The sequence below is a fragment of the Pseudocitrobacter sp. CD920760 genome (assembly GCF_057782505.1).
In genome coordinates, this window is record NZ_CM173490.1 from 453,912 (window position 1) to 470,290 (window position 16,379).

Below are 16,379 nucleotides of genomic sequence, written 5' to 3' on the forward strand. Positions count from 1 at the left end.
TGCCCCTTGTATCTTAACCACTACTGTTACTGTTCGCTTTCATCAGTGTAGCGTTTTGCTTTGTAAGCCGGATGCATCAGGTTTTGTGCCGAAAAGATATCGTCCAGCTCAGCTTCTGTGAGCAAGCCACGCTCCAGAACGACCTCACGTACGCTCTTCCCGGTTTCAGCACAAATCTTACCGACGATATCGCCGTTATGGTGGCCGATGAACGGGTTCAGGTAGGTCACAATCCCGATGGAGTTGTAGACGTAGCCTTCGCAAACCGCTTTGTTGGCGGTAATGCCATCGATGCATTTTTCCAGCAGGTTGTAGCAGGCGTTGGTCAGGATGTGGATAGACTCAAACATTGCCTGGCCAATCACTGGCTCCATCACGTTCAGCTGCAGCTGACCGGCTTCAGAGGCCATGGTGACCGTAATATCGTTACCGATGACTTTGAAGCACACCTGGTTTACGACTTCCGGAATGACCGGGTTAACTTTAGCTGGCATGATGGAAGAACCGGCCTGCAATTCTGGCAGGTTGATTTCGTTCAGACCGGCGCGAGGGCCTGAAGAGAGCAGGCGCAGGTCGTTACAAATTTTGGACATCTTCACTGCCAGGCGCTTCAGCGAGCTGTGAACCATCACGTAAGCACCGCAGTCAGACGTTGCTTCAATCAGGTCTTCCGCCGGAACCACCGCCAGGTTGCTGACTTCCGCCAGTTTCTGTACTGCCAGTTGCTGATAGCCGTCCGGGGTGTTCAGGCGTGTACCGATAGCCGTTGCGCCGAGGTTAACTTCCAGCAGTAATTCTGCGGTGCGCAGCAGGTTTTTGGTTTCTTCATTAAGAAGCACGTTGAACGCGTGGAATTCCTGGCCGAGGGTCATCGGTACCGCATCCTGCAACTGGGTACGACCCATTTTCAGGATATCCTGGAACTCAACCGCTTTACGCTGGAAACCTTCGCCCAACTGATGAATTGCATCCACCAGTTTTACAATGGAGGTGTACACCGCGATGCGGAAACCGGTCGGGTAAGCATCGTTGGTGGACTGACATTTGTTAACATGATCGTTCGGATTCAGATACTGATATTCGCCTTTCTGATGTCCCATCAGTTCGAGGCCAATGTTCGCCAGCACTTCGTTGGTGTTCATGTTAACGGATGTGCCCGCGCCGCCCTGGTAGACGTCAATCGGGAATTGATCCATGCATTTGCCGTTGTTCAGGACTTCATCACATGCCGCAATAATCGCGTTAGCAACGCCTTTTGGAATGGTCTGGAGTTCTTTGTTTGCCAGCGCAGCGGCTTTCTTCACCATCACCATACCGCGAACAAACTCAGGGATATCACTGATTTTACTGTTGCTGATGTAGAAGTTTTCAATCGCTCTCAGAGTATGAACGCCATAGTACGCGTCCGCAGGGACTTCCCTTGTACCTAACAGGTCTTCTTCGATACGAATGTTGTTTAGCATGTGAACCTTCTTTTGCAATCTGCCAATGAATTCACCAAATACGCAGAATTTACGAGGTTATGCGTATTTTCTGGCCGACGATTATGTCCTTAATCGACCCGGTGCCCGTGATCATATGCTGATGATAGCGAATTACAGTAATCTTGATCACTTATTACGAGGCGATTCTCATAAGATTTATTGATTTGTGAAATGGGTCACCGCTTGACCATTGCTGACAAAAATTTCTCGACTGTCTGATTGAAAAATGACAGGCCGCCACCATTTACACAGGGTGACAGCAGCAAAATTTTTACGTGGAGGCGAGAGCATCCACGATTAACAGGAGAAGCCAGTGCGCTGGATACCGTTTATTGCTATTTTTCTTTATGTTTACATAGAGATATCGATTTTTATTCAGGTCGCCCATGTCTTTGGCGTCCTGCTCACATTAGTTTTGGTCATCTTTACTTCCGTGATTGGTATGTCGCTGGTGCGTAACCAGGGCTTCAAGAATTTCGTGCTGATGCAGCAGAAAATGGAAGCAGGAGAAAGCCCGGCGGCAGAGATGGTGAAAAGCGTTTCTCTGATTCTGGCAGGTTTACTGCTGTTGTTGCCTGGCTTCTTCACCGACTTCCTCGGCCTGCTGCTTCTGCTGCCGCCGGTACAGAAACATCTGACCATGAAACTGTTGCCGCATCTGCACTTCTCACGTATGCCGGGTGGTGGGTTCAGCGCCAGCAACGATGGCGGACAGACGTTTGATGGTGAATATCAGCGTAAAGATGAAGAGCGCGACCGTCTGGATCACAAAGACGACCGCTAATCGGTTCCGAAGTGGCGCGGTTTACGCGCCACTGCTTTTTGGCAGGAACAGCCAGAACACCGCCAGCATCACCAGCGCGTACAAACACTTCCATCCCACCATCGCCAGCAAAACGACGCAAAGCAGCGCGCCCGTCACCGCCAGCGCTTTATAACGCCCCTTCAGCAAGCGGCATCCCGCCAGCATGCACAGCAAATAGATAACAATGAAGATGCCGTTAGCGTAGACGATCAGCGCATCAAGGTTGATATTGAGCCAGAAAATTGCCAGCGTGCTGATCACACAGCAGCCTAATACCGCGTTCAGCGCATTAACGGGAAGCTGCTTTTTCGACAGGCGTGACAGCGGGCTCTGCGGCTTATTTTGCGCCTGTGTCCAGACCAGACGCGCGAAGCTCTGGATATAGATGTTCAGGCTGGCAAAGCAGGCGAGATAGCCTATCACGCAGGCCACCCACAACGCCTGAACGCCAAAGAGTTGCACCACAATAGTGGGCAGTGAGGCGGCGGCCGCCAGTTCGCTGTTATAGGCGTTGAAGTGCAGCACCACCACTGTACAGGCCCAGTAAACCGTACCCGCGAGCAGCAGGCCAATCATCAGTGCGCGCGGGAAATCGCGCTCAGGATTTTTAAATTCAGAGGCCAGATGGGCGAACGCTTCCAGCCCGACGAAGCACCAGAACATCACGGAGAGCGCTGAGAACAAATGGTCGGGTGCAATTTGCATGACGGGCGGGAAGGGGATTGCGCCCAGGCGAATATCGCCAAACCACCAGATGGCGGCAATGAGTGCCACGATGAGTACCGCAACCAGCGTTTGCAGGTTGGCGCTGGAACTTGCCCCGCGCGAGCCCAACCACCAGACAATCGCCAGCGTGCCAATCTCCGCCAGCAACAATTGGCTGTCGTGCCAGCCAAACAGCGCCTGACCAAAACCGGTGGCGATGTGCAACGCCGCAGGGAGACCAACGGGGATAACCGAAAGGAACAGCCAGCCGGTCACGCGCGCCAGACGAGGGCCAAACGCCATGTCGACAAAGTGCGCCACGCCGCCTGCGCTGGGGAAGCGACGGCCCAGAATGGCGAAAACAATGGCGACGGGAAAGACAAGAATAATCAAAACGGGCCACGCCCACAGGCTATCGCCCCCGGCAACTAACGCCGCCAGTGCAGGAACCGCAAAGACGCCGGTTCCCAACAATGAAGTTGAAAGTAAACCTACACCCTGAGCCAACCCCAGCTCTTGTTTCAGACCACTCATGACCGCGTCCCGGCATTCGTAAAGAAACGGATAGTAACACAACCGTTATTGGCTGAAACGCAAGCGATTTACCCTGCTTTTCCTCGGGGTACACCGTTTCGCAGCGATCGCAATTTTTTCTGAAATTTTTTCGACTTGCCCCTTGAAGGGCAGAGGGCCCATCCCCATCTCTCTGGTCACTAGCCGGAAAACCGATCGCGGCCCGGCGTCACCCATAACTGATAAAGACTTTCTCAAAGGAGAGCTATCAATGAGTATTCGTCCGTTACATGATCGTGTGATCGTCAAACGTAAAGAAGTTGAAACGAAATCTGCTGGCGGCATCGTTCTGACCGGTTCTGCAGCAGCAAAATCAACTCGTGGCGAAATCATCGCTGTCGGTAAGGGTCGCATCCTGGAAAACGGGACTGTGCAGCCGCTGGACGTTAAAGTTGGTGACATCGTTATTTTCAACGATGGCTACGGCGTGAAATCCGAGAAGATCGACAACGAAGAAGTGTTGATCATGTCCGAAAGCGATATTCTGGCAATTGTTGAAGCGTAATCCGCGAACGACACTGAACATACGAATTTAAGGAATAAAGATAATGGCAGCTAAAGACGTAAAATTCGGTAACGACGCTCGTGTGAAAATGCTGCGCGGCGTAAACGTACTGGCAGACGCAGTTAAAGTAACCCTGGGCCCGAAAGGCCGTAACGTGGTTCTCGACAAATCCTTCGGTGCGCCGACTATCACCAAAGATGGTGTTTCCGTCGCGCGTGAAATCGAGCTGGAAGACAAATTCGAAAACATGGGCGCGCAGATGGTGAAAGAAGTTGCCTCTAAAGCGAATGACGCTGCAGGCGACGGTACCACCACCGCGACCGTACTGGCTCAGTCCATCATCACTGAAGGCCTGAAAGCTGTTGCTGCGGGTATGAACCCGATGGACCTGAAACGTGGTATCGACAAAGCGGTTCAGGCAGCAGTTGAAGAACTGAAAACCCTGTCCGTACCGTGCTCTGACTCCAAAGCTATCGCGCAGGTAGGTACTATCTCCGCTAACTCCGACGAAACCGTAGGTAAACTGATCGCAGAAGCGATGGACAAAGTCGGTAAAGAAGGCGTGATCACCGTTGAAGACGGTACCGGTCTGGAAGATGAGCTGGACGTGGTTGAAGGTATGCAGTTCGACCGTGGCTACCTGTCTCCGTACTTCATCAACAAACCGGACACCGGTGCTGTTGAGCTGGAAAGTCCGTTCATCCTGCTGGCTGACAAAAAAATCTCCAACATCCGCGAAATGCTGCCAGTTCTGGAAGCCGTTGCGAAAGCAGGCAAACCGCTGGTTATCATCGCTGAAGACGTTGAAGGCGAAGCGCTGGCGACCCTGGTGGTTAACACCATGCGCGGCATCGTGAAAGTAGCAGCTGTTAAAGCTCCGGGCTTCGGCGACCGTCGTAAAGCTATGCTGCAGGACATCGCAACCCTGACTGGCGGTACCGTTATCTCTGAAGAGATCGGTATGGAGCTGGAAAAAACCACGCTGGAAGATCTGGGTCAGGCGAAACGCGTTGTTATCAACAAAGACACCACCACCATCATCGATGGCGTGGGTGAAGAATCTGCGATTCAGGGCCGTGTTACTCAGATCCGTAAACAGATCGAAGAAGCGACCTCTGACTACGATCGCGAAAAACTGCAGGAACGCGTTGCGAAACTGGCAGGCGGCGTTGCCGTTATCAAAGTCGGTGCTGCTACCGAAGTTGAAATGAAAGAGAAAAAAGCACGCGTTGACGATGCCCTGCACGCGACCCGTGCTGCGGTAGAAGAAGGCGTGGTTGCTGGTGGTGGTGTTGCCCTGGTTCGCGTTGCAGCGAAACTGAGCGCCCTGCGCGGCCAGAACGAAGATCAGAACGTCGGTATCAAAGTTGCGCTGCGCGCAATGGAAGCGCCGCTGCGTCAGATCGTCCTGAACTGCGGTGAAGAACCGTCTGTTGTCGCTAACGCGGTTAAAGCGGGTGAAGGTAACTACGGTTACAACGCCGCAACTGAAGAATACGGCAACATGATCGACTTCGGTATCCTGGACCCAACGAAAGTAACCCGTTCTGCTCTGCAGTACGCGGCATCCGTTGCTGGTCTGATGATCACCACCGAGTGCATGGTAACCGACCTGCCGAAAGGCGACGCGCCTGACTTAGGTGCTGCTGGTATGGGCGGCATGGGTGGTATGGGCGGCATGATGTAATCGTGCGCTATACCCCATAGCAACAAAGAAACCCCTGGTCAGAAATGACCGGGGGTTTTTCTTTTGGTCATCTTTTTAGTATAAGGTTTACACACGGACGACATGCGTCCAGCTCATTGATTGTGGGGAATAACATGCAGGTAAAATATTTAGCAGGGATCGTTGGCGCCGCGCTGCTGTTAGCTGGCTGTAGTTCCAGCAACGAATTAAGTGCGGGTGGGCAGAATGTTCGCTTCGTTGAAGATAAGCCGGGCGCAGAATGCCAGCTGTTAGGTACTGCAACAGGTAAACAGGGAAACTGGCTTTCTGGCCAGACGGGCGAAGAGGGTGGCTCGATGCGCGGTGCGGCGAATGCGCTGCGTAACCATGCGGCAGAGATGGGCGGCAACGTGATTTACGGTGTCAGCAGCCCAACTCAGGGTATGCTTTCAAGTTTTGTGCCGACCGACACCGAAATGAACGGCCAGGTTTATAAGTGCCCGAACTGATTTTTCAGGGGCGCTAATTGCCGGATGGCGACGTTATCGCCGCCATCCGACGCCATCAGGCCGGTGTTTTCACCGACTGGACGCGTAAATGATACAACGCACGTAAACACTGCTCTTGCGTCAGCTGCTGCCCGTTATTCGCGTTTAAGGTTCTGACATATACCTGGCACGGCGTGCCGGCCAGTTTTTTCAGCCGTGGGCTGAAATCGATCAAACGACGAGAAATTGCCTGCGCTTCTTTACTGCCTGATGGCGTACGCGTTTTAACAATGCTGCCGCTAAAACACTCTTTGCCTTCTTTATCGGTAAAGCGATAAAGCACGGCCAGATAATGGCTGAACAGATCGTGTTTCCACTGCGCCTGGTCGTAGAAGTCATATTCCAGACTGCCTTTCTCCTGACAATCAGCATCATACAGTGGCAGGAAGTCCAGCAGTGAAGAAATACGCAGCGCCAGCTCTTTCATTCCTGCATTATTAATGGAGTGAATAATTGCTTTGACCAGCAGGTCAATCTGCAATTCATTAATCGTCAATTCGACGCTTTCCCCACGATGCAGTTTTAGCGTAATGGTTAATTCATCTTTACCGTTTTTAGACAGTTCCAGCCCATCGACGCGGAAATTGACATCGGCATGGCGTAACTCCTCTTCCTGAAGCGCAGGTACGCTTTCCAGCATCTTTTTACCGGCTTTATCGCGGGCTTTCTCATACTTCTGCAATTCATCGCCTTGCAGCTGATGCAGCGCCGCAAGGCGGCTTTCCATGGCGATGAGGAGATCTCTGAGTACCAGCGCAGGGAAAAAGAAGAGAGATTCTTTATTTTTTTGCTCTTTGATTTTTAAGGCTAATGCGACAAATGCATTTCCCTGACGAATAACACCGGTATTAACGCTTTTAATATTCAATGCCATGTTGGTTCTCCATAACCATATATCTTGTAAATGCTTAAATGAAAATTATAGATATATATTATTAATTAGGGCGATATCAGCTGGTGAAGTAAAATATCACAGCTATTACTGATGTCCAGATAAACTCAGTCCAATAACTATTATTAAGTTAATAAATATATTTTAATCAAATAATAATGCCCTCATAATAGAGGGCAGATGAATTAATGCTGGCGAAGCTGAAGATCCAATGGCGTTTTGCTGGGCTCGCCGCCAATTTCACGTGCCAGTTTCGGCACCATATAACCAGAAATCAGCGTCAGCAGTTCACGCATAATGGCACGCGCTTCGTCATCGCTCACCAGGAAATGGGCTGCGCCCTGTACTTTATCGAGCACGTGAAGGTAGTAAGGCATCACGCCCGCATCGAAGAGCGCGTTACTGAGGTCAGCCAGCGTTTGAGCATTATTGTTCACGCCGCGCAGCAGCACGCTCTGGTTTAACAGCGTCACGCCCGCCTGGCGTAAACGCGCCATCGCAGCACGAAATTCATCGTCTATCTCTCTGGCATGGTTGATGTGATTCACCAGCAGAATTTGTAGCCGACTTTGTGCGAAACACGTAACCAGCGCATCGGTGATGCGTGCCGGAATAACGATTGGCAAGCGGCTATGAATGCGCAGACGTTTAACATGTGGAAGGGCTTCAAGGTGCGTTATCAACCACTCCAGCTCATGATCTTTCGCCATTAACGGGTCGCCGCCGGAGAAAATAATTTCGTCCAGCTCAGGATGCTGCGCGATATAGTCGAGCGCGGCCTGCCAGTTGCGTTTGTTGCCCTGGTTTTCCGCATACGGGAAGTGGCGACGGAAGCAGTAACGGCAGTTCACCGCACAGCCGCCCTTCACCAGTAGCAATGCCCGGTTACGGTATTTATGCAGTAGCCCTGGCACCACGCTGTGCTGCTCTTCCAGCGGGTCGGTTGAGAAACCGGGCGCGGTGATGAACTCGTCCTGCACGGTTAAAACCTGACGCAATAACGGGTCATTTGGGTTACCTTTTTCCATCCGGGCGATAAACGCACGGGGAACGCGAAGCGGGAAAAGACGTTTCGCGTCTCTTCCTGCGAGCAATTTTTCATCAGCGTCTACATTTAAAAGACGTAATAGTTCATCCGGATCGGTCACAACATCGGCAAGTTGCGATAACCAATCTTCTCTGGATGGGGTATTTAGGGTTACAATATGCGCCATTTTGTGGCTTAGCTACCATTTCACAATTTCAGAGGGCCTTATGGCGACTTACTATAGCAACGATTTTCGTGCTGGTCTTAAAATCATGTTGGACGGCGAACCGTACGCGGTTGAAGCCAGTGAATTCGTTAAACCAGGTAAAGGTCAGGCGTTTGCTCGCGTTAAACTGCGCCGCCTGCTGACCGGTACCCGTGTAGAAAAAACCTTCAAATCTACTGACTCCGCTGAAGGTGCTGACGTTGTCGATATGAACCTGACTTACCTGTACAACGACGGTGAGTTCTGGCACTTCATGAACAACGAAACCTTCGAACAGCTGTCTGCTGACGCAAAAGCGATTGGCGATAGCGACAAATGGCTGCTGGATCAGGCTGAATGCATCGTGACCCTGTGGAACGGTCAGCCTATCTCCGTTACCCCGCCGAACTTCGTTGAACTGGAAATCGTTGAAACCGATCCAGGTCTGAAAGGCGACACCGCAGGTACTGGCGGTAAGCCGGCGACCCTGTCCACTGGCGCAGTGGTTAAAGTGCCGCTGTTCGTTCAGATTGGCGAAGTTATCAAAGTGGATACCCGCTCTGGCGAATATGTATCCCGCGTGAAGTAATCCATGTTATAAATGGATGAATGAGGGCGCAGCACGGCGCTGCGCCTGATGATTTCAGGCAAGGATGATGACCCGTACCGTAAAAACACTTCTACTGCTGATTGTCGCCGGCGCATTGCTGAGCGGATGCAACACCGCCCGTGGTGTTGGGGAAGATATCAAAGATCTCGGCAGCATCATTTCTCACGCCGCCAGCTAACCCTTCATAATTCTTAAATCGTTCTCCTTTTCCGTCGAAGCGCGGGAATTTGTCTATGCTTAACAGGCTACATGCATAAACATTGACCATTAAAGGACGATATGATGATTAAGAAAACAATTGCAGCGTTTTTTACCGTGGTAGTGCTTTCATCCGTACTGACGGCGTGTAATACAACACGCGGCGTTGGCGAAGATATTTCTGATGGTGGCAATGCGATTTCCGGTGCGGCCACTAAAGCTCAGCAGTAATTTGCGCCTTTAAACGGTACGGCGACCTCTCCGTACCGTTCTTCCTGTTTGCCCCTCGCGTTTACGATTGATAAAATAACGCTTCACCATCGCCTTGCGGGACGACCCGTAAGCGCCTCTTTTCATCGGGGACGGCCCCATTTCTCTGGAGCCTGTTATGTCCTGGATTATTCTACTTATCGCTGGTTTACTTGAAGTGGTTTGGGCGGTTGGCCTGAAATACACCCATGGGTTTAGCCGCCTGACGCCAAGCGTCATCACCATTGCGGCTATGATTGTCAGTATGGCGTTGCTTTCCTGGGCGATGAAAAGCCTGCCGGTCGGCACGGCTTATGCGGTCTGGACCGGCATTGGCGCGGTGGGCGCCGCCATTACCGGAATTCTGCTGCTGGGTGAATCTGCAAGCCCCATGCGTCTGGCGAGCCTGGGGCTGATTGTTGCGGGGATCATCGGCCTGAAACTCAGCACCCATTAATGGGGCTGTTTCACCCAAATTAGCTTACTGATATCAAACCCCTGCCGGGTTGCGACGGCCAGCATCTGCTGTTTCATCTCATCTGAAATGGTCGGTGTGCGTGAGAGTATCCACAGGTAGTCGCGATCCGGCCCGCAAACCAATGCGTGGCGGTACTCTTTATCGAGGGCAATCACGTTATAGCCACCGTAGAAGGGTCCGAAGAACGACACTTTTAGGGCGGCGCGGTTTGGATCGCCGGTGAAATACGCTTTCCCCTCGGTTTTCTGCCACATCGCCCGATCCGGGTTATAGCCTTTATTTGTCACGTTCAGACCACCGTCATCACGCAGACGATAAGTTGCGGTGACTTGTTCCAGCCCGCTTTCAAATCGGTGATCAAAGCGGGCAATTTCGTACCATGTGCCAAGGTAGCGAGTAGTATCAAATGGCGTCACAACGGTAACGCCTTTTGGCGGCGTCGGGGAGCTGCAGGCAACCACCAAAAACGCGGCGGCGACGGCGGCGACAACGGGCAGGATGCGCATAAGAGTTTCCTTACTGGTTTTCTGTTAAGTGTAGATGACAGCAGGAAAATCGAGTGGGAACGGCCTGCCGAAACAGGCCAGAAATCACTTATTTCAGCGAATTCAGAATTTGATACGCGGCGGCTACGCGCGCAGGGTTGGGGTAGTTCTTGTTTGCCAGCATCACAATGCCGAGTTCTTGCTGCGGCACAAAGGCGACGTAGCTACCAAATCCGCCGGTTGCGCCGGTTTTATGCACCCATGATGCGCTTACGGCGGGCGCTGGCGGCGTTATCGCTTTCGTTGGCAGCGCGGCGAGGGCGATTTTACTGTCGCTGCCGTTGACGATGGTGTCAGGGTTGACCGGCCAGTTCAGCATTTCCCAGCCTAATCCCTGATACATTTCGCCAATTTGCCAGTAGCGCGACTGTGCCAGTGAAATGCCCTGTCGCAGAGTTTTCTCTTTGATTTTGCTGGCATTCATATTGAACTGCACCCAGTGCGCCATATCCTGAATACTGGATTTCACACCATAGGCTTCGGCATCCAACTGGCCTGGTGAGACGTGCACGGCTTTCCCATCGCGATATCCCCAGGCGTAGTGTTTCTGTTCGGCTGGCGGGACGGTTACCCACGTCTGCGTGAGCTTAAGCGGTTGCAACACGCGCTCGGTCATGGCCTTCTCAAAGCTCAAACCGGACGGTTTCACCGCCATCGCGCCAAAAAGCCCAATGCTGGCGTTGGCATATAAGCGGTGCGTGCCCGGCGCCCATTCTGGCTGCCAGTTTTGATAATAGCGACGTAGTTCAGCATCGGTCGTCACGTCGTCCGGTACCTGTAGCGGTAAACCACCTGCGGTGTAAGTCGCGAGATGCAGCAGCGTAATACCCTGCCACTGTTTCCCGGTGAGTTCGGGCCAGTATTTCGTCGCCGGGTCGTTCAGGCTAATTTCCCCACGCGCGATAGCGTCGCCGCCCAGTACGCCGGTGAAGGTTTTACTGACTGAACCCAGCTCGAACAGCGTCTGTTGCGTGACGGGCTGCTTTTTCGCGACGTCGGCGTCACCCCAGGTAAAGTAATACGGTTTGCCCTGATAGATGACCGCGACGGCCATGCCAGGAATGGCCTGCTCTTTAATGAGTGGCGTAATGACGCGATTAACGATTTCCGTTATCTGTTGTTCAGTGTGAGGTGCGGCAAGTGCGGTGCAGGAGGCGCCAAGCAGCAGCGCGCAGAGAGACGTTTTGAACATGACCAGGCTTCCATACAAAACGGCCCGCCAGTGGCGGGCCGGATTAACATTAGGACTTCATCAGATGGTGACGATACCAATCAGCGTCACAACCGTCAGAATAGCAGCCAGGCCGTAGAAAACCCACTTTCCGCTTGGAACGTGAATTTTCAGGTCGTGCATCGCGTGGTGAATACGGTGTAAACCGCACCACAGCGGCAGCACAATCATCAGGAACAGAAACGCACGGCCAATAAAGCTTTGTGCAAAGGCCAGCACGCGCTCATAGCTCAGCGCATCGCCCGGGAACAGCCCCAGCGGCAGCATGATGCCAACCAGCAGGACAATCACCGGCGCAACGATTGCGCCCCACATCCCGCCTGCGCCAAACAGGCCCCAGAATACCGGTTCGTCAGAACGTTTTGGATTTGGATTAATCACCCTGGCCTCCTTACCAGAACAGTGCCACAAACAGCACGACCACGGTGACGAGAGCCGTCACCACCCAGAGCCCTTTGATAATTGGCTCCGGCCCCATTTTTGCGCCTTTTACGATAATATTGGCGGCTTTCGGCGCCAGCTCAAACCAGGTTTTGGTATGCAGCAGCGCACCCGCGAGGGTGATCAGATTCAGGATCACCACAATCGGGTTTTGCAGGAAACTGACATAGTTCGCCCAGGACTCTGGCCCGTGCTTCAGCGAAAAAATGCCGCAAATCAGCAAAACGCTGAACCAGACAACGGTCACCGCCGTTCCTTCACGCAGCATATAGAAGCGATAAAACGGCAGATTTTTCCACCAGGTGGACGGCATTGGCCGCACATAGGGTTTGCGTTTAGTCGTCATGATGCACTCCTTAGCGTGGTTTCAGGGTAGCGATAAGAAAGTCTTTCGAGCTTTCCACTTTACCCTGCTGAATGGCCGCTGCCGGGTCGACGTGTTTCGGACACACTTCGGAGCAGTAACCGACGAAGGTACAGCTCCAGACACCATTCTGGCCGTTCAGCTGTGCCATACGCTCTTTCTTCCCGTGATCGCGGCTGTCTTCGTTATAGCGGTGCGCCAGAGTAATGGCGGCAGGGCCGATAAACTCAGGGTTCAGACCAAACTGCGGGCAGGCGGCGTAGCACAGGCCGCAGTTAATGCAGCCGGAGAACTGATGATACTTCGCCATCTGCGCAGGCGTCTGGTTGTTCGGACCCTGATCCGGCGTACGCGAATTGCCGATGATGTACGGCTTAATCGCTTCCAGGCTTTCGATAAAGTGCGTCATATCGACAACCAGATCGCGTTCGATCGGGAAGTTGCCCAGCGCCTCAACCTTAATGCCTTTGGTGTAATCGCGCAGGAAGGTCTTACAGGCCAGCTTCGGCACCTTATTGACCATCATGCCGCAGGAACCGCAGATCGCCATACGGCAGGACCAGCGATAGCTCAGGTCCGGCGCCAGGTTATCTTTGATGTAGCCCAACGCATCCAGCAGCGAGGTGGTTTCATCATAAGGCACTTCATAGAATTCGCTGTGCGGCGCGGAGTCCACTTCCGGGTTGTAGCGCACCACTTCGATTTTCAGGTTATGCATCTCAGCCATTCGCTTTCTCCTTTTTATCGGCTGCTTCAGCTTCGCCACCGTAGACACGCTTGGCTGGCGGCAACGTTGTGATTTTCACATCGCTGTAGTCCAGACGCGTGGTGCCGTCGGCATCGCGGAAAGCAAGCGTATGCTTGAGGAAGTTAACGTCATCGCGCTCGGTGCAGCCTTCGTCCAGACGCTGGTGCGCGCCGCGAGACTCTTTACGCGCCATTGCAGAGTGCGCCATACATTCGGCAACGTTCAGGCCGTGGCCCAGCTCAATGGTATAGAGCAGGTCAGTGTTGAACACACTGGAAGTATCGGTGATGCGTACGCGTTTGAAGCGTTCCTGCAGCTCGGCCAGCTTATCGATGGTTTTCTGCATCAGTTCCGGCGTACGGTAGATACCGCAGCCTTCTTCCATCGACAGACCCATTTCGTCGCGGATCTTCGACCAGTTTTCGCTACCTTCCTGATTAACCAGTGCTTTCAGGCGGCTTTCAACGTCAGCAACCTGAGCATCCAGCGCGGCGCTATTGGCTTCGCCTGCCGTTGCAGCGCGTTCCATTGCCTGTTCGCCCGCCATGCGGCCAAAGACCACCAGTTCAGCCAGCGAGTTGGAACCCAGACGGTTCGCGCCATGCAGGCCGACGGAGGAACATTCGCCGACGGCAAACAGCCCTTTGATGCGGGTTTCACACTGCTGATCGGTTTCGATACCGCCCATGGTGTAGTGCGCGGTCGGGCGAACCGGAATCGGCTCTTTCACCGGATCGACGCCCACGTACGCTTTCGCCAGTTCGCAGATGAACGGCAGGCGTTCCAGCAGTTTTTTCTCGCCCAGATGACGCAGGTCGAGGTAAACGACATCGCCGCGCGGCGTGGAAATGGTGTTGCCTTTACGCCACTCGTGCCAGAAAGCCTGAGAAACTTTGTCGCGCGGACCCAGTTCCATATATTTGTTTTTCGGCTCGCCCAGTGGGGTTTCCGGGCCCATGCCGTAATCCTGCAGATAACGGTAGCCGTTTTTGTTGACCAGAATACCGCCTTCACCACGGCAGCCTTCCGTCATCAGGATGCCAGAACCTGGCAGGCCGGTTGGGTGATACTGAACGAATTCCATATCACGCAGCGGAATGCCATGGCTGAGCGCCATACCCATACCATCACCGGTGACGATGCCGCCGTTGGTGTTGTAGCGATACACACGGCCTGCGCCGCCGGTCGCCATCACCACTGCGTTGGCGCGGATCTGTACCAGCGTGCCTTCCATCATATTCATCGCCACCAGGCCGCGAGCCTGACCATCATCGACCAGGATGTCGAGAACGAAATGTTCATCGAAGCGTTGAATTTGCGGGAATTGCAGAGAGGTCTGGAAGAGGGTGTGAAGCATGTGGAAGCCGGTCTTATCGGCGGCGAACCACGTACGTTCGATTTTCATTCCCCCGAAGCGGCGAACGTTCACGCTACCGTCCGGACGACGGCTCCACGGGCAGCCCCATTGCTCAAGCTGGGTCATCTCTGTCGGGCAGTGATGGACGAAGTAGTCCACGACATCCTGTTCACAGAGCCAGTCCCCACCGGCTACGGTGTCGTGAAAATGATATTCAAAGCTATCGTGATCCTGCGCGACGGCAGCGGAGCCACCTTCAGCCGCAACGGTATGGCTGCGCATCGGATAAACTTTTGAGATTAAAGCTATTTTGGCGTTTGGATTAGCTTGCGCCGCGGCGATGGCTGCTCGTAGACCAGCTCCGCCAGCACCTATAATGGCAAGATCGGCTTGAAAGGTTTGCACGACATTCCTCCAGATTATTGTTATTCCGCACTCGCTCTAAGCAAAAGGTAGTTCACCTGATTACGACTCGCTATGGCGGAAACGTTTCCACTGCTCCTTTATGGGTAAAGCAGTATACCCGTAGAAATCTGAGGGAAATTTGATGTGTTCGATTATTTTTGAGTCTGATGGCCTCTAATCATCACTAATTTTGATTAATTTAATTACTAAACTACCCCTCGCTACTCCCTTGCGCCAGCTGACCAGACTAATAATTTCCGCACAAAATTTGTCTCGCTGACAGGTTACGAGTAGACTTCGTGCCCTTGTTTGAATCTGGAGAAAAAACCATGAGCGAGACGGCAACCTGGCAGCCGAGCGCATCCATCCCCAACCTGTTAAAACGCGCGGCTGTTATGACGGAAATTCGTCGTTTCTTTGCTGACCGCGGCGTGCTTGAGGTGGAAACGCCCTGTATGAGCCAGGCAACGGTAACCGATGTCCATCTGGTACCGTTTGAGACTCGCTTTGTGGGCCCTGGTCATTCTCAGGGTGTGAATCTCTATCTGATGACCAGCCCGGAATACCACATGAAGCGTCTGCTGGCGGCAGGCTGTGGCCCGGTATTCCAGCTGTGCCGAAGCTTCCGTAATGAAGAAATGGGGCGTCACCACAACCCGGAATTCACCATGCTGGAATGGTATCGTCCGCATTTTGATATGTACCGACTCATCAACGAGGTGGATGATTTACTGCAACAGGTCCTGGAGTGCCAGCCGGCGGAAAGTCTCTCTTATCAGCAGGCGTTCCAGCGTCATCTGGAAATTGATCCACTTTCAGCGGACAAAACGCTGCTGCGTGAAGTGGCCGCGAAACTGGATCTCAGCAACGTTGCCGATGCAGAAGAAGACAGGGATACCCTGTTACAGCTGCTGTTCGCTTTCGGCGTAGAGCCGCACATCGGTAAAGATCGCCCGACCTTTGTTTACCACTTCCCGGCAAGCCAGGCGTCGCTGGCGCAAATCAGCGCGGAAGATCACCGTGTGGCGGAACGTTTCGAGGTCTATTTCAAAGGCATGGAGCTGGCGAACGGTTTCCATGAACTGACCGACGCGCGTGAACAGCAGCAGCGTTTCGAGCAGGATAACCGCAAGCGCGCCGCGCGCGGTCTGCCGCAGCAGCCTATCGATAAGAACCTGCTGGACGCCTTAGCCGCCGGTCTGCCTGATTGCTCCGGCGTGGCGCTGGGCGTCGATCGTCTGGTGATGCTGGCGCTGGATGCGGAGCAGATTGCCGACGTTATCGCCTTTACGGTCGATCGCGCCTGACGTCTTCGCGCGGCTATTATTGATGAAATATAGCCG

The 16,379-nt window shown here is 53.2% G+C and carries 19 protein-coding genes; 9 read left to right on the plus strand and 10 right to left on the minus strand.

What is annotated here, in order from left to right; all coding sequences use genetic code 11:
- Positions 1 to 26: 26 nt before the first annotated feature.
- The gene (gene aspA / locus AC1MKH_RS02005) at positions 27 to 1,463 is read right to left on the minus strand and encodes an aspartate ammonia-lyase (RefSeq protein ID WP_149465085.1); all 1,437 of its coding nucleotides are present in this window, start codon (positions 1,461 to 1,463) and stop codon (positions 27 to 29) included.
- 334 nt (positions 1,464 to 1,797) lie between these two features.
- Between aspA and AC1MKH_RS02010 the strand changes: the two genes are divergently transcribed.
- Complete coding sequence (locus AC1MKH_RS02010) at positions 1,798 to 2,268, plus strand: FxsA family protein (RefSeq protein WP_015966240.1); 471 nt, start codon at positions 1,798 to 1,800, stop codon at positions 2,266 to 2,268.
- A 21-nt stretch (positions 2,269 to 2,289) separates the two neighbouring features.
- On the opposite strand, the gene yjeH is transcribed toward AC1MKH_RS02010, so the two are convergent.
- Positions 2,290 to 3,528 (minus strand): L-methionine/branched-chain amino acid transporter, encoded by a 1,239-nt coding sequence (yjeH, locus tag AC1MKH_RS02015; protein WP_276220727.1) that lies wholly within the window; start codon positions 3,526 to 3,528, stop codon positions 2,290 to 2,292.
- Between the two features lie 250 nt (positions 3,529 to 3,778).
- Here yjeH and AC1MKH_RS02020 point away from each other — a divergent pair, with 250 nt between their 5' ends.
- The 3 genes from AC1MKH_RS02020 to AC1MKH_RS02030 all read left to right on the plus strand — a co-directional run bounded on the left by AC1MKH_RS02020 (position 3,779) and on the right by AC1MKH_RS02030 (position 6,247).
- A complete protein-coding gene (locus AC1MKH_RS02020; RefSeq protein WP_003855929.1) occupies positions 3,779 to 4,072 on the plus strand; it encodes a co-chaperone GroES in 294 nt (97 codons plus the stop codon).
- A 43-nt stretch (positions 4,073 to 4,115) separates the two neighbouring features.
- A complete protein-coding gene (gene groL, locus AC1MKH_RS02025) occupies positions 4,116 to 5,759 on the plus strand; it encodes a chaperonin GroEL (RefSeq protein WP_276220724.1) in 1,644 nt (547 codons plus the stop codon).
- 134 nt (positions 5,760 to 5,893) lie between these two features.
- Positions 5,894 to 6,247: a DUF4156 domain-containing protein gene (locus AC1MKH_RS02030; RefSeq protein ID WP_015966237.1), complete on the plus strand. Its 354-nt coding sequence runs from the start codon at positions 5,894 to 5,896 to the stop codon at positions 6,245 to 6,247.
- A gap of 55 nt (positions 6,248 to 6,302) precedes the next feature.
- Here the strand turns inward: AC1MKH_RS02030 and yjeJ are convergent, their stop codons facing one another.
- On the minus strand, positions 6,303 to 7,160 hold the full coding sequence (gene yjeJ / locus AC1MKH_RS02035) for a YjeJ family protein (protein ID WP_276220721.1): 858 nt from the start codon (positions 7,158 to 7,160) through the stop codon (positions 6,303 to 6,305).
- Positions 7,161 to 7,363: 203 nt separating this feature from the next.
- Entirely contained in the window at positions 7,364 to 8,392 is a 1,029-nt protein-coding gene (epmB, locus tag AC1MKH_RS02040; RefSeq protein ID WP_276220719.1) for an EF-P beta-lysylation protein EpmB, read from the minus strand.
- A gap of 40 nt (positions 8,393 to 8,432) precedes the next feature.
- Here epmB and efp point away from each other — a divergent pair, with 40 nt between their 5' ends.
- From efp to sugE, 4 genes are all read left to right on the plus strand, one after another.
- Positions 8,433 to 8,999, plus strand: a complete 567-nt coding sequence (gene efp, locus AC1MKH_RS02045) for an elongation factor P (RefSeq protein ID WP_276220717.1) — start codon at positions 8,433 to 8,435, stop codon at positions 8,997 to 8,999.
- A gap of 67 nt (positions 9,000 to 9,066) precedes the next feature.
- Positions 9,067 to 9,198, plus strand: coding sequence for an entericidin A/B family lipoprotein (locus tag AC1MKH_RS02050; RefSeq protein WP_041686332.1), 132 nt, complete (start codon positions 9,067 to 9,069; stop codon positions 9,196 to 9,198).
- A gap of 104 nt (positions 9,199 to 9,302) precedes the next feature.
- Positions 9,303 to 9,449, plus strand: a complete 147-nt coding sequence (gene ecnB, locus AC1MKH_RS02055; protein ID WP_015966233.1) for a lipoprotein toxin entericidin B — start codon at positions 9,303 to 9,305, stop codon at positions 9,447 to 9,449.
- 157 nt (positions 9,450 to 9,606) lie between these two features.
- The gene (gene sugE, locus AC1MKH_RS02060) at positions 9,607 to 9,924 is read left to right on the plus strand and encodes a quaternary ammonium compound efflux SMR transporter SugE (protein WP_015966232.1); all 318 of its coding nucleotides are present in this window, start codon (positions 9,607 to 9,609) and stop codon (positions 9,922 to 9,924) included.
- On the opposite strand, the gene AC1MKH_RS02065 is transcribed toward sugE, so the two are convergent.
- From AC1MKH_RS02065 to frdA, 6 genes are all read right to left on the minus strand, one after another.
- Positions 9,921 to 10,451, minus strand: coding sequence for a lipocalin family protein (locus AC1MKH_RS02065; RefSeq protein ID WP_276220714.1), 531 nt, complete (start codon positions 10,449 to 10,451; stop codon positions 9,921 to 9,923). The genes sugE and AC1MKH_RS02065 overlap by 4 nt on opposite strands.
- 88 nt (positions 10,452 to 10,539) lie before the next feature.
- Positions 10,540 to 11,682 carry a CMY2/MIR/ACT/EC family class C beta-lactamase gene (ampC, locus tag AC1MKH_RS02070; RefSeq protein WP_276220712.1) on the minus strand — a complete coding sequence of 381 codons (1,143 nt, stop codon included), beginning with the start codon at positions 11,680 to 11,682 and terminating at the stop codon, positions 10,540 to 10,542.
- Positions 11,683 to 11,742: 60 nt separating this feature from the next.
- Positions 11,743 to 12,102, minus strand: coding sequence for a fumarate reductase subunit FrdD (frdD, locus tag AC1MKH_RS02075; protein WP_108476109.1), 360 nt, complete (start codon positions 12,100 to 12,102; stop codon positions 11,743 to 11,745).
- A gap of 10 nt (positions 12,103 to 12,112) precedes the next feature.
- Positions 12,113 to 12,508, minus strand: a complete 396-nt coding sequence (gene frdC / locus AC1MKH_RS02080; protein ID WP_276220710.1) for a fumarate reductase subunit FrdC — start codon at positions 12,506 to 12,508, stop codon at positions 12,113 to 12,115.
- Between the two features lie 10 nt (positions 12,509 to 12,518).
- Positions 12,519 to 13,253 (minus strand): fumarate reductase iron-sulfur protein, encoded by a 735-nt coding sequence (gene frdB / locus AC1MKH_RS02085; protein WP_149465074.1) that lies wholly within the window; start codon positions 13,251 to 13,253, stop codon positions 12,519 to 12,521.
- Entirely contained in the window at positions 13,246 to 15,036 is a 1,791-nt protein-coding gene (gene frdA / locus AC1MKH_RS02090) for a fumarate reductase (quinol) flavoprotein subunit (protein WP_015966226.1), read from the minus strand. Before frdA ends, frdB begins: the two co-directional genes overlap by 8 nt.
- 329 nt (positions 15,037 to 15,365) lie before the next feature.
- Here frdA and epmA point away from each other — a divergent pair, with 329 nt between their 5' ends.
- Complete coding sequence (gene epmA, locus AC1MKH_RS02095) at positions 15,366 to 16,343, plus strand: elongation factor P--(R)-beta-lysine ligase (RefSeq protein WP_276220707.1); 978 nt, start codon at positions 15,366 to 15,368, stop codon at positions 16,341 to 16,343.
- The last annotated feature ends 36 nt before the right edge of the window (positions 16,344 to 16,379 follow it).

Coding starts and splice junctions, on each gene's coding strand:
- aspA (WP_149465085.1), bottom strand. CDS start 1,463: ATGCTAAACAACATTCGTATCGAAGAAGACCTGTTAGGTACAAGGGAA.
- yjeH (WP_276220727.1), bottom strand. CDS start 3,528: ATGAGTGGTCTGAAACAAGAGCTGGGGTTGGCTCAGGGTGTAGGTTTA.
- AC1MKH_RS02020 (WP_003855929.1), top strand. CDS start 3,779: ATGAGTATTCGTCCGTTACATGATCGTGTGATCGTCAAACGTAAAGAA.
- groL (WP_276220724.1), top strand. CDS start 4,116: ATGGCAGCTAAAGACGTAAAATTCGGTAACGACGCTCGTGTGAAAATG.
- AC1MKH_RS02030 (WP_015966237.1), top strand. CDS start 5,894: ATGCAGGTAAAATATTTAGCAGGGATCGTTGGCGCCGCGCTGCTGTTA.
- yjeJ (WP_276220721.1), bottom strand. CDS start 7,160: ATGGCATTGAATATTAAAAGCGTTAATACCGGTGTTATTCGTCAGGGA.
- epmB (WP_276220719.1), bottom strand. CDS start 8,392: ATGGCGCATATTGTAACCCTAAATACCCCATCCAGAGAAGATTGGTTA.
- efp (WP_276220717.1), top strand. CDS start 8,433: ATGGCGACTTACTATAGCAACGATTTTCGTGCTGGTCTTAAAATCATG.
- AC1MKH_RS02050 (WP_041686332.1), top strand. CDS start 9,067: ATGACCCGTACCGTAAAAACACTTCTACTGCTGATTGTCGCCGGCGCA.
- ecnB (WP_015966233.1), top strand. CDS start 9,303: ATGATTAAGAAAACAATTGCAGCGTTTTTTACCGTGGTAGTGCTTTCA.
- sugE (WP_015966232.1), top strand. CDS start 9,607: ATGTCCTGGATTATTCTACTTATCGCTGGTTTACTTGAAGTGGTTTGG.
- AC1MKH_RS02065 (WP_276220714.1), bottom strand. CDS start 10,451: ATGCGCATCCTGCCCGTTGTCGCCGCCGTCGCCGCCGCGTTTTTGGTG.
- ampC (WP_276220712.1), bottom strand. CDS start 11,682: ATGTTCAAAACGTCTCTCTGCGCGCTGCTGCTTGGCGCCTCCTGCACC.
- frdC (WP_276220710.1), bottom strand. CDS start 12,508: ATGACGACTAAACGCAAACCCTATGTGCGGCCAATGCCGTCCACCTGG.
- frdB (WP_149465074.1), bottom strand. CDS start 13,253: ATGGCTGAGATGCATAACCTGAAAATCGAAGTGGTGCGCTACAACCCG.
- epmA (WP_276220707.1), top strand. CDS start 15,366: ATGAGCGAGACGGCAACCTGGCAGCCGAGCGCATCCATCCCCAACCTG.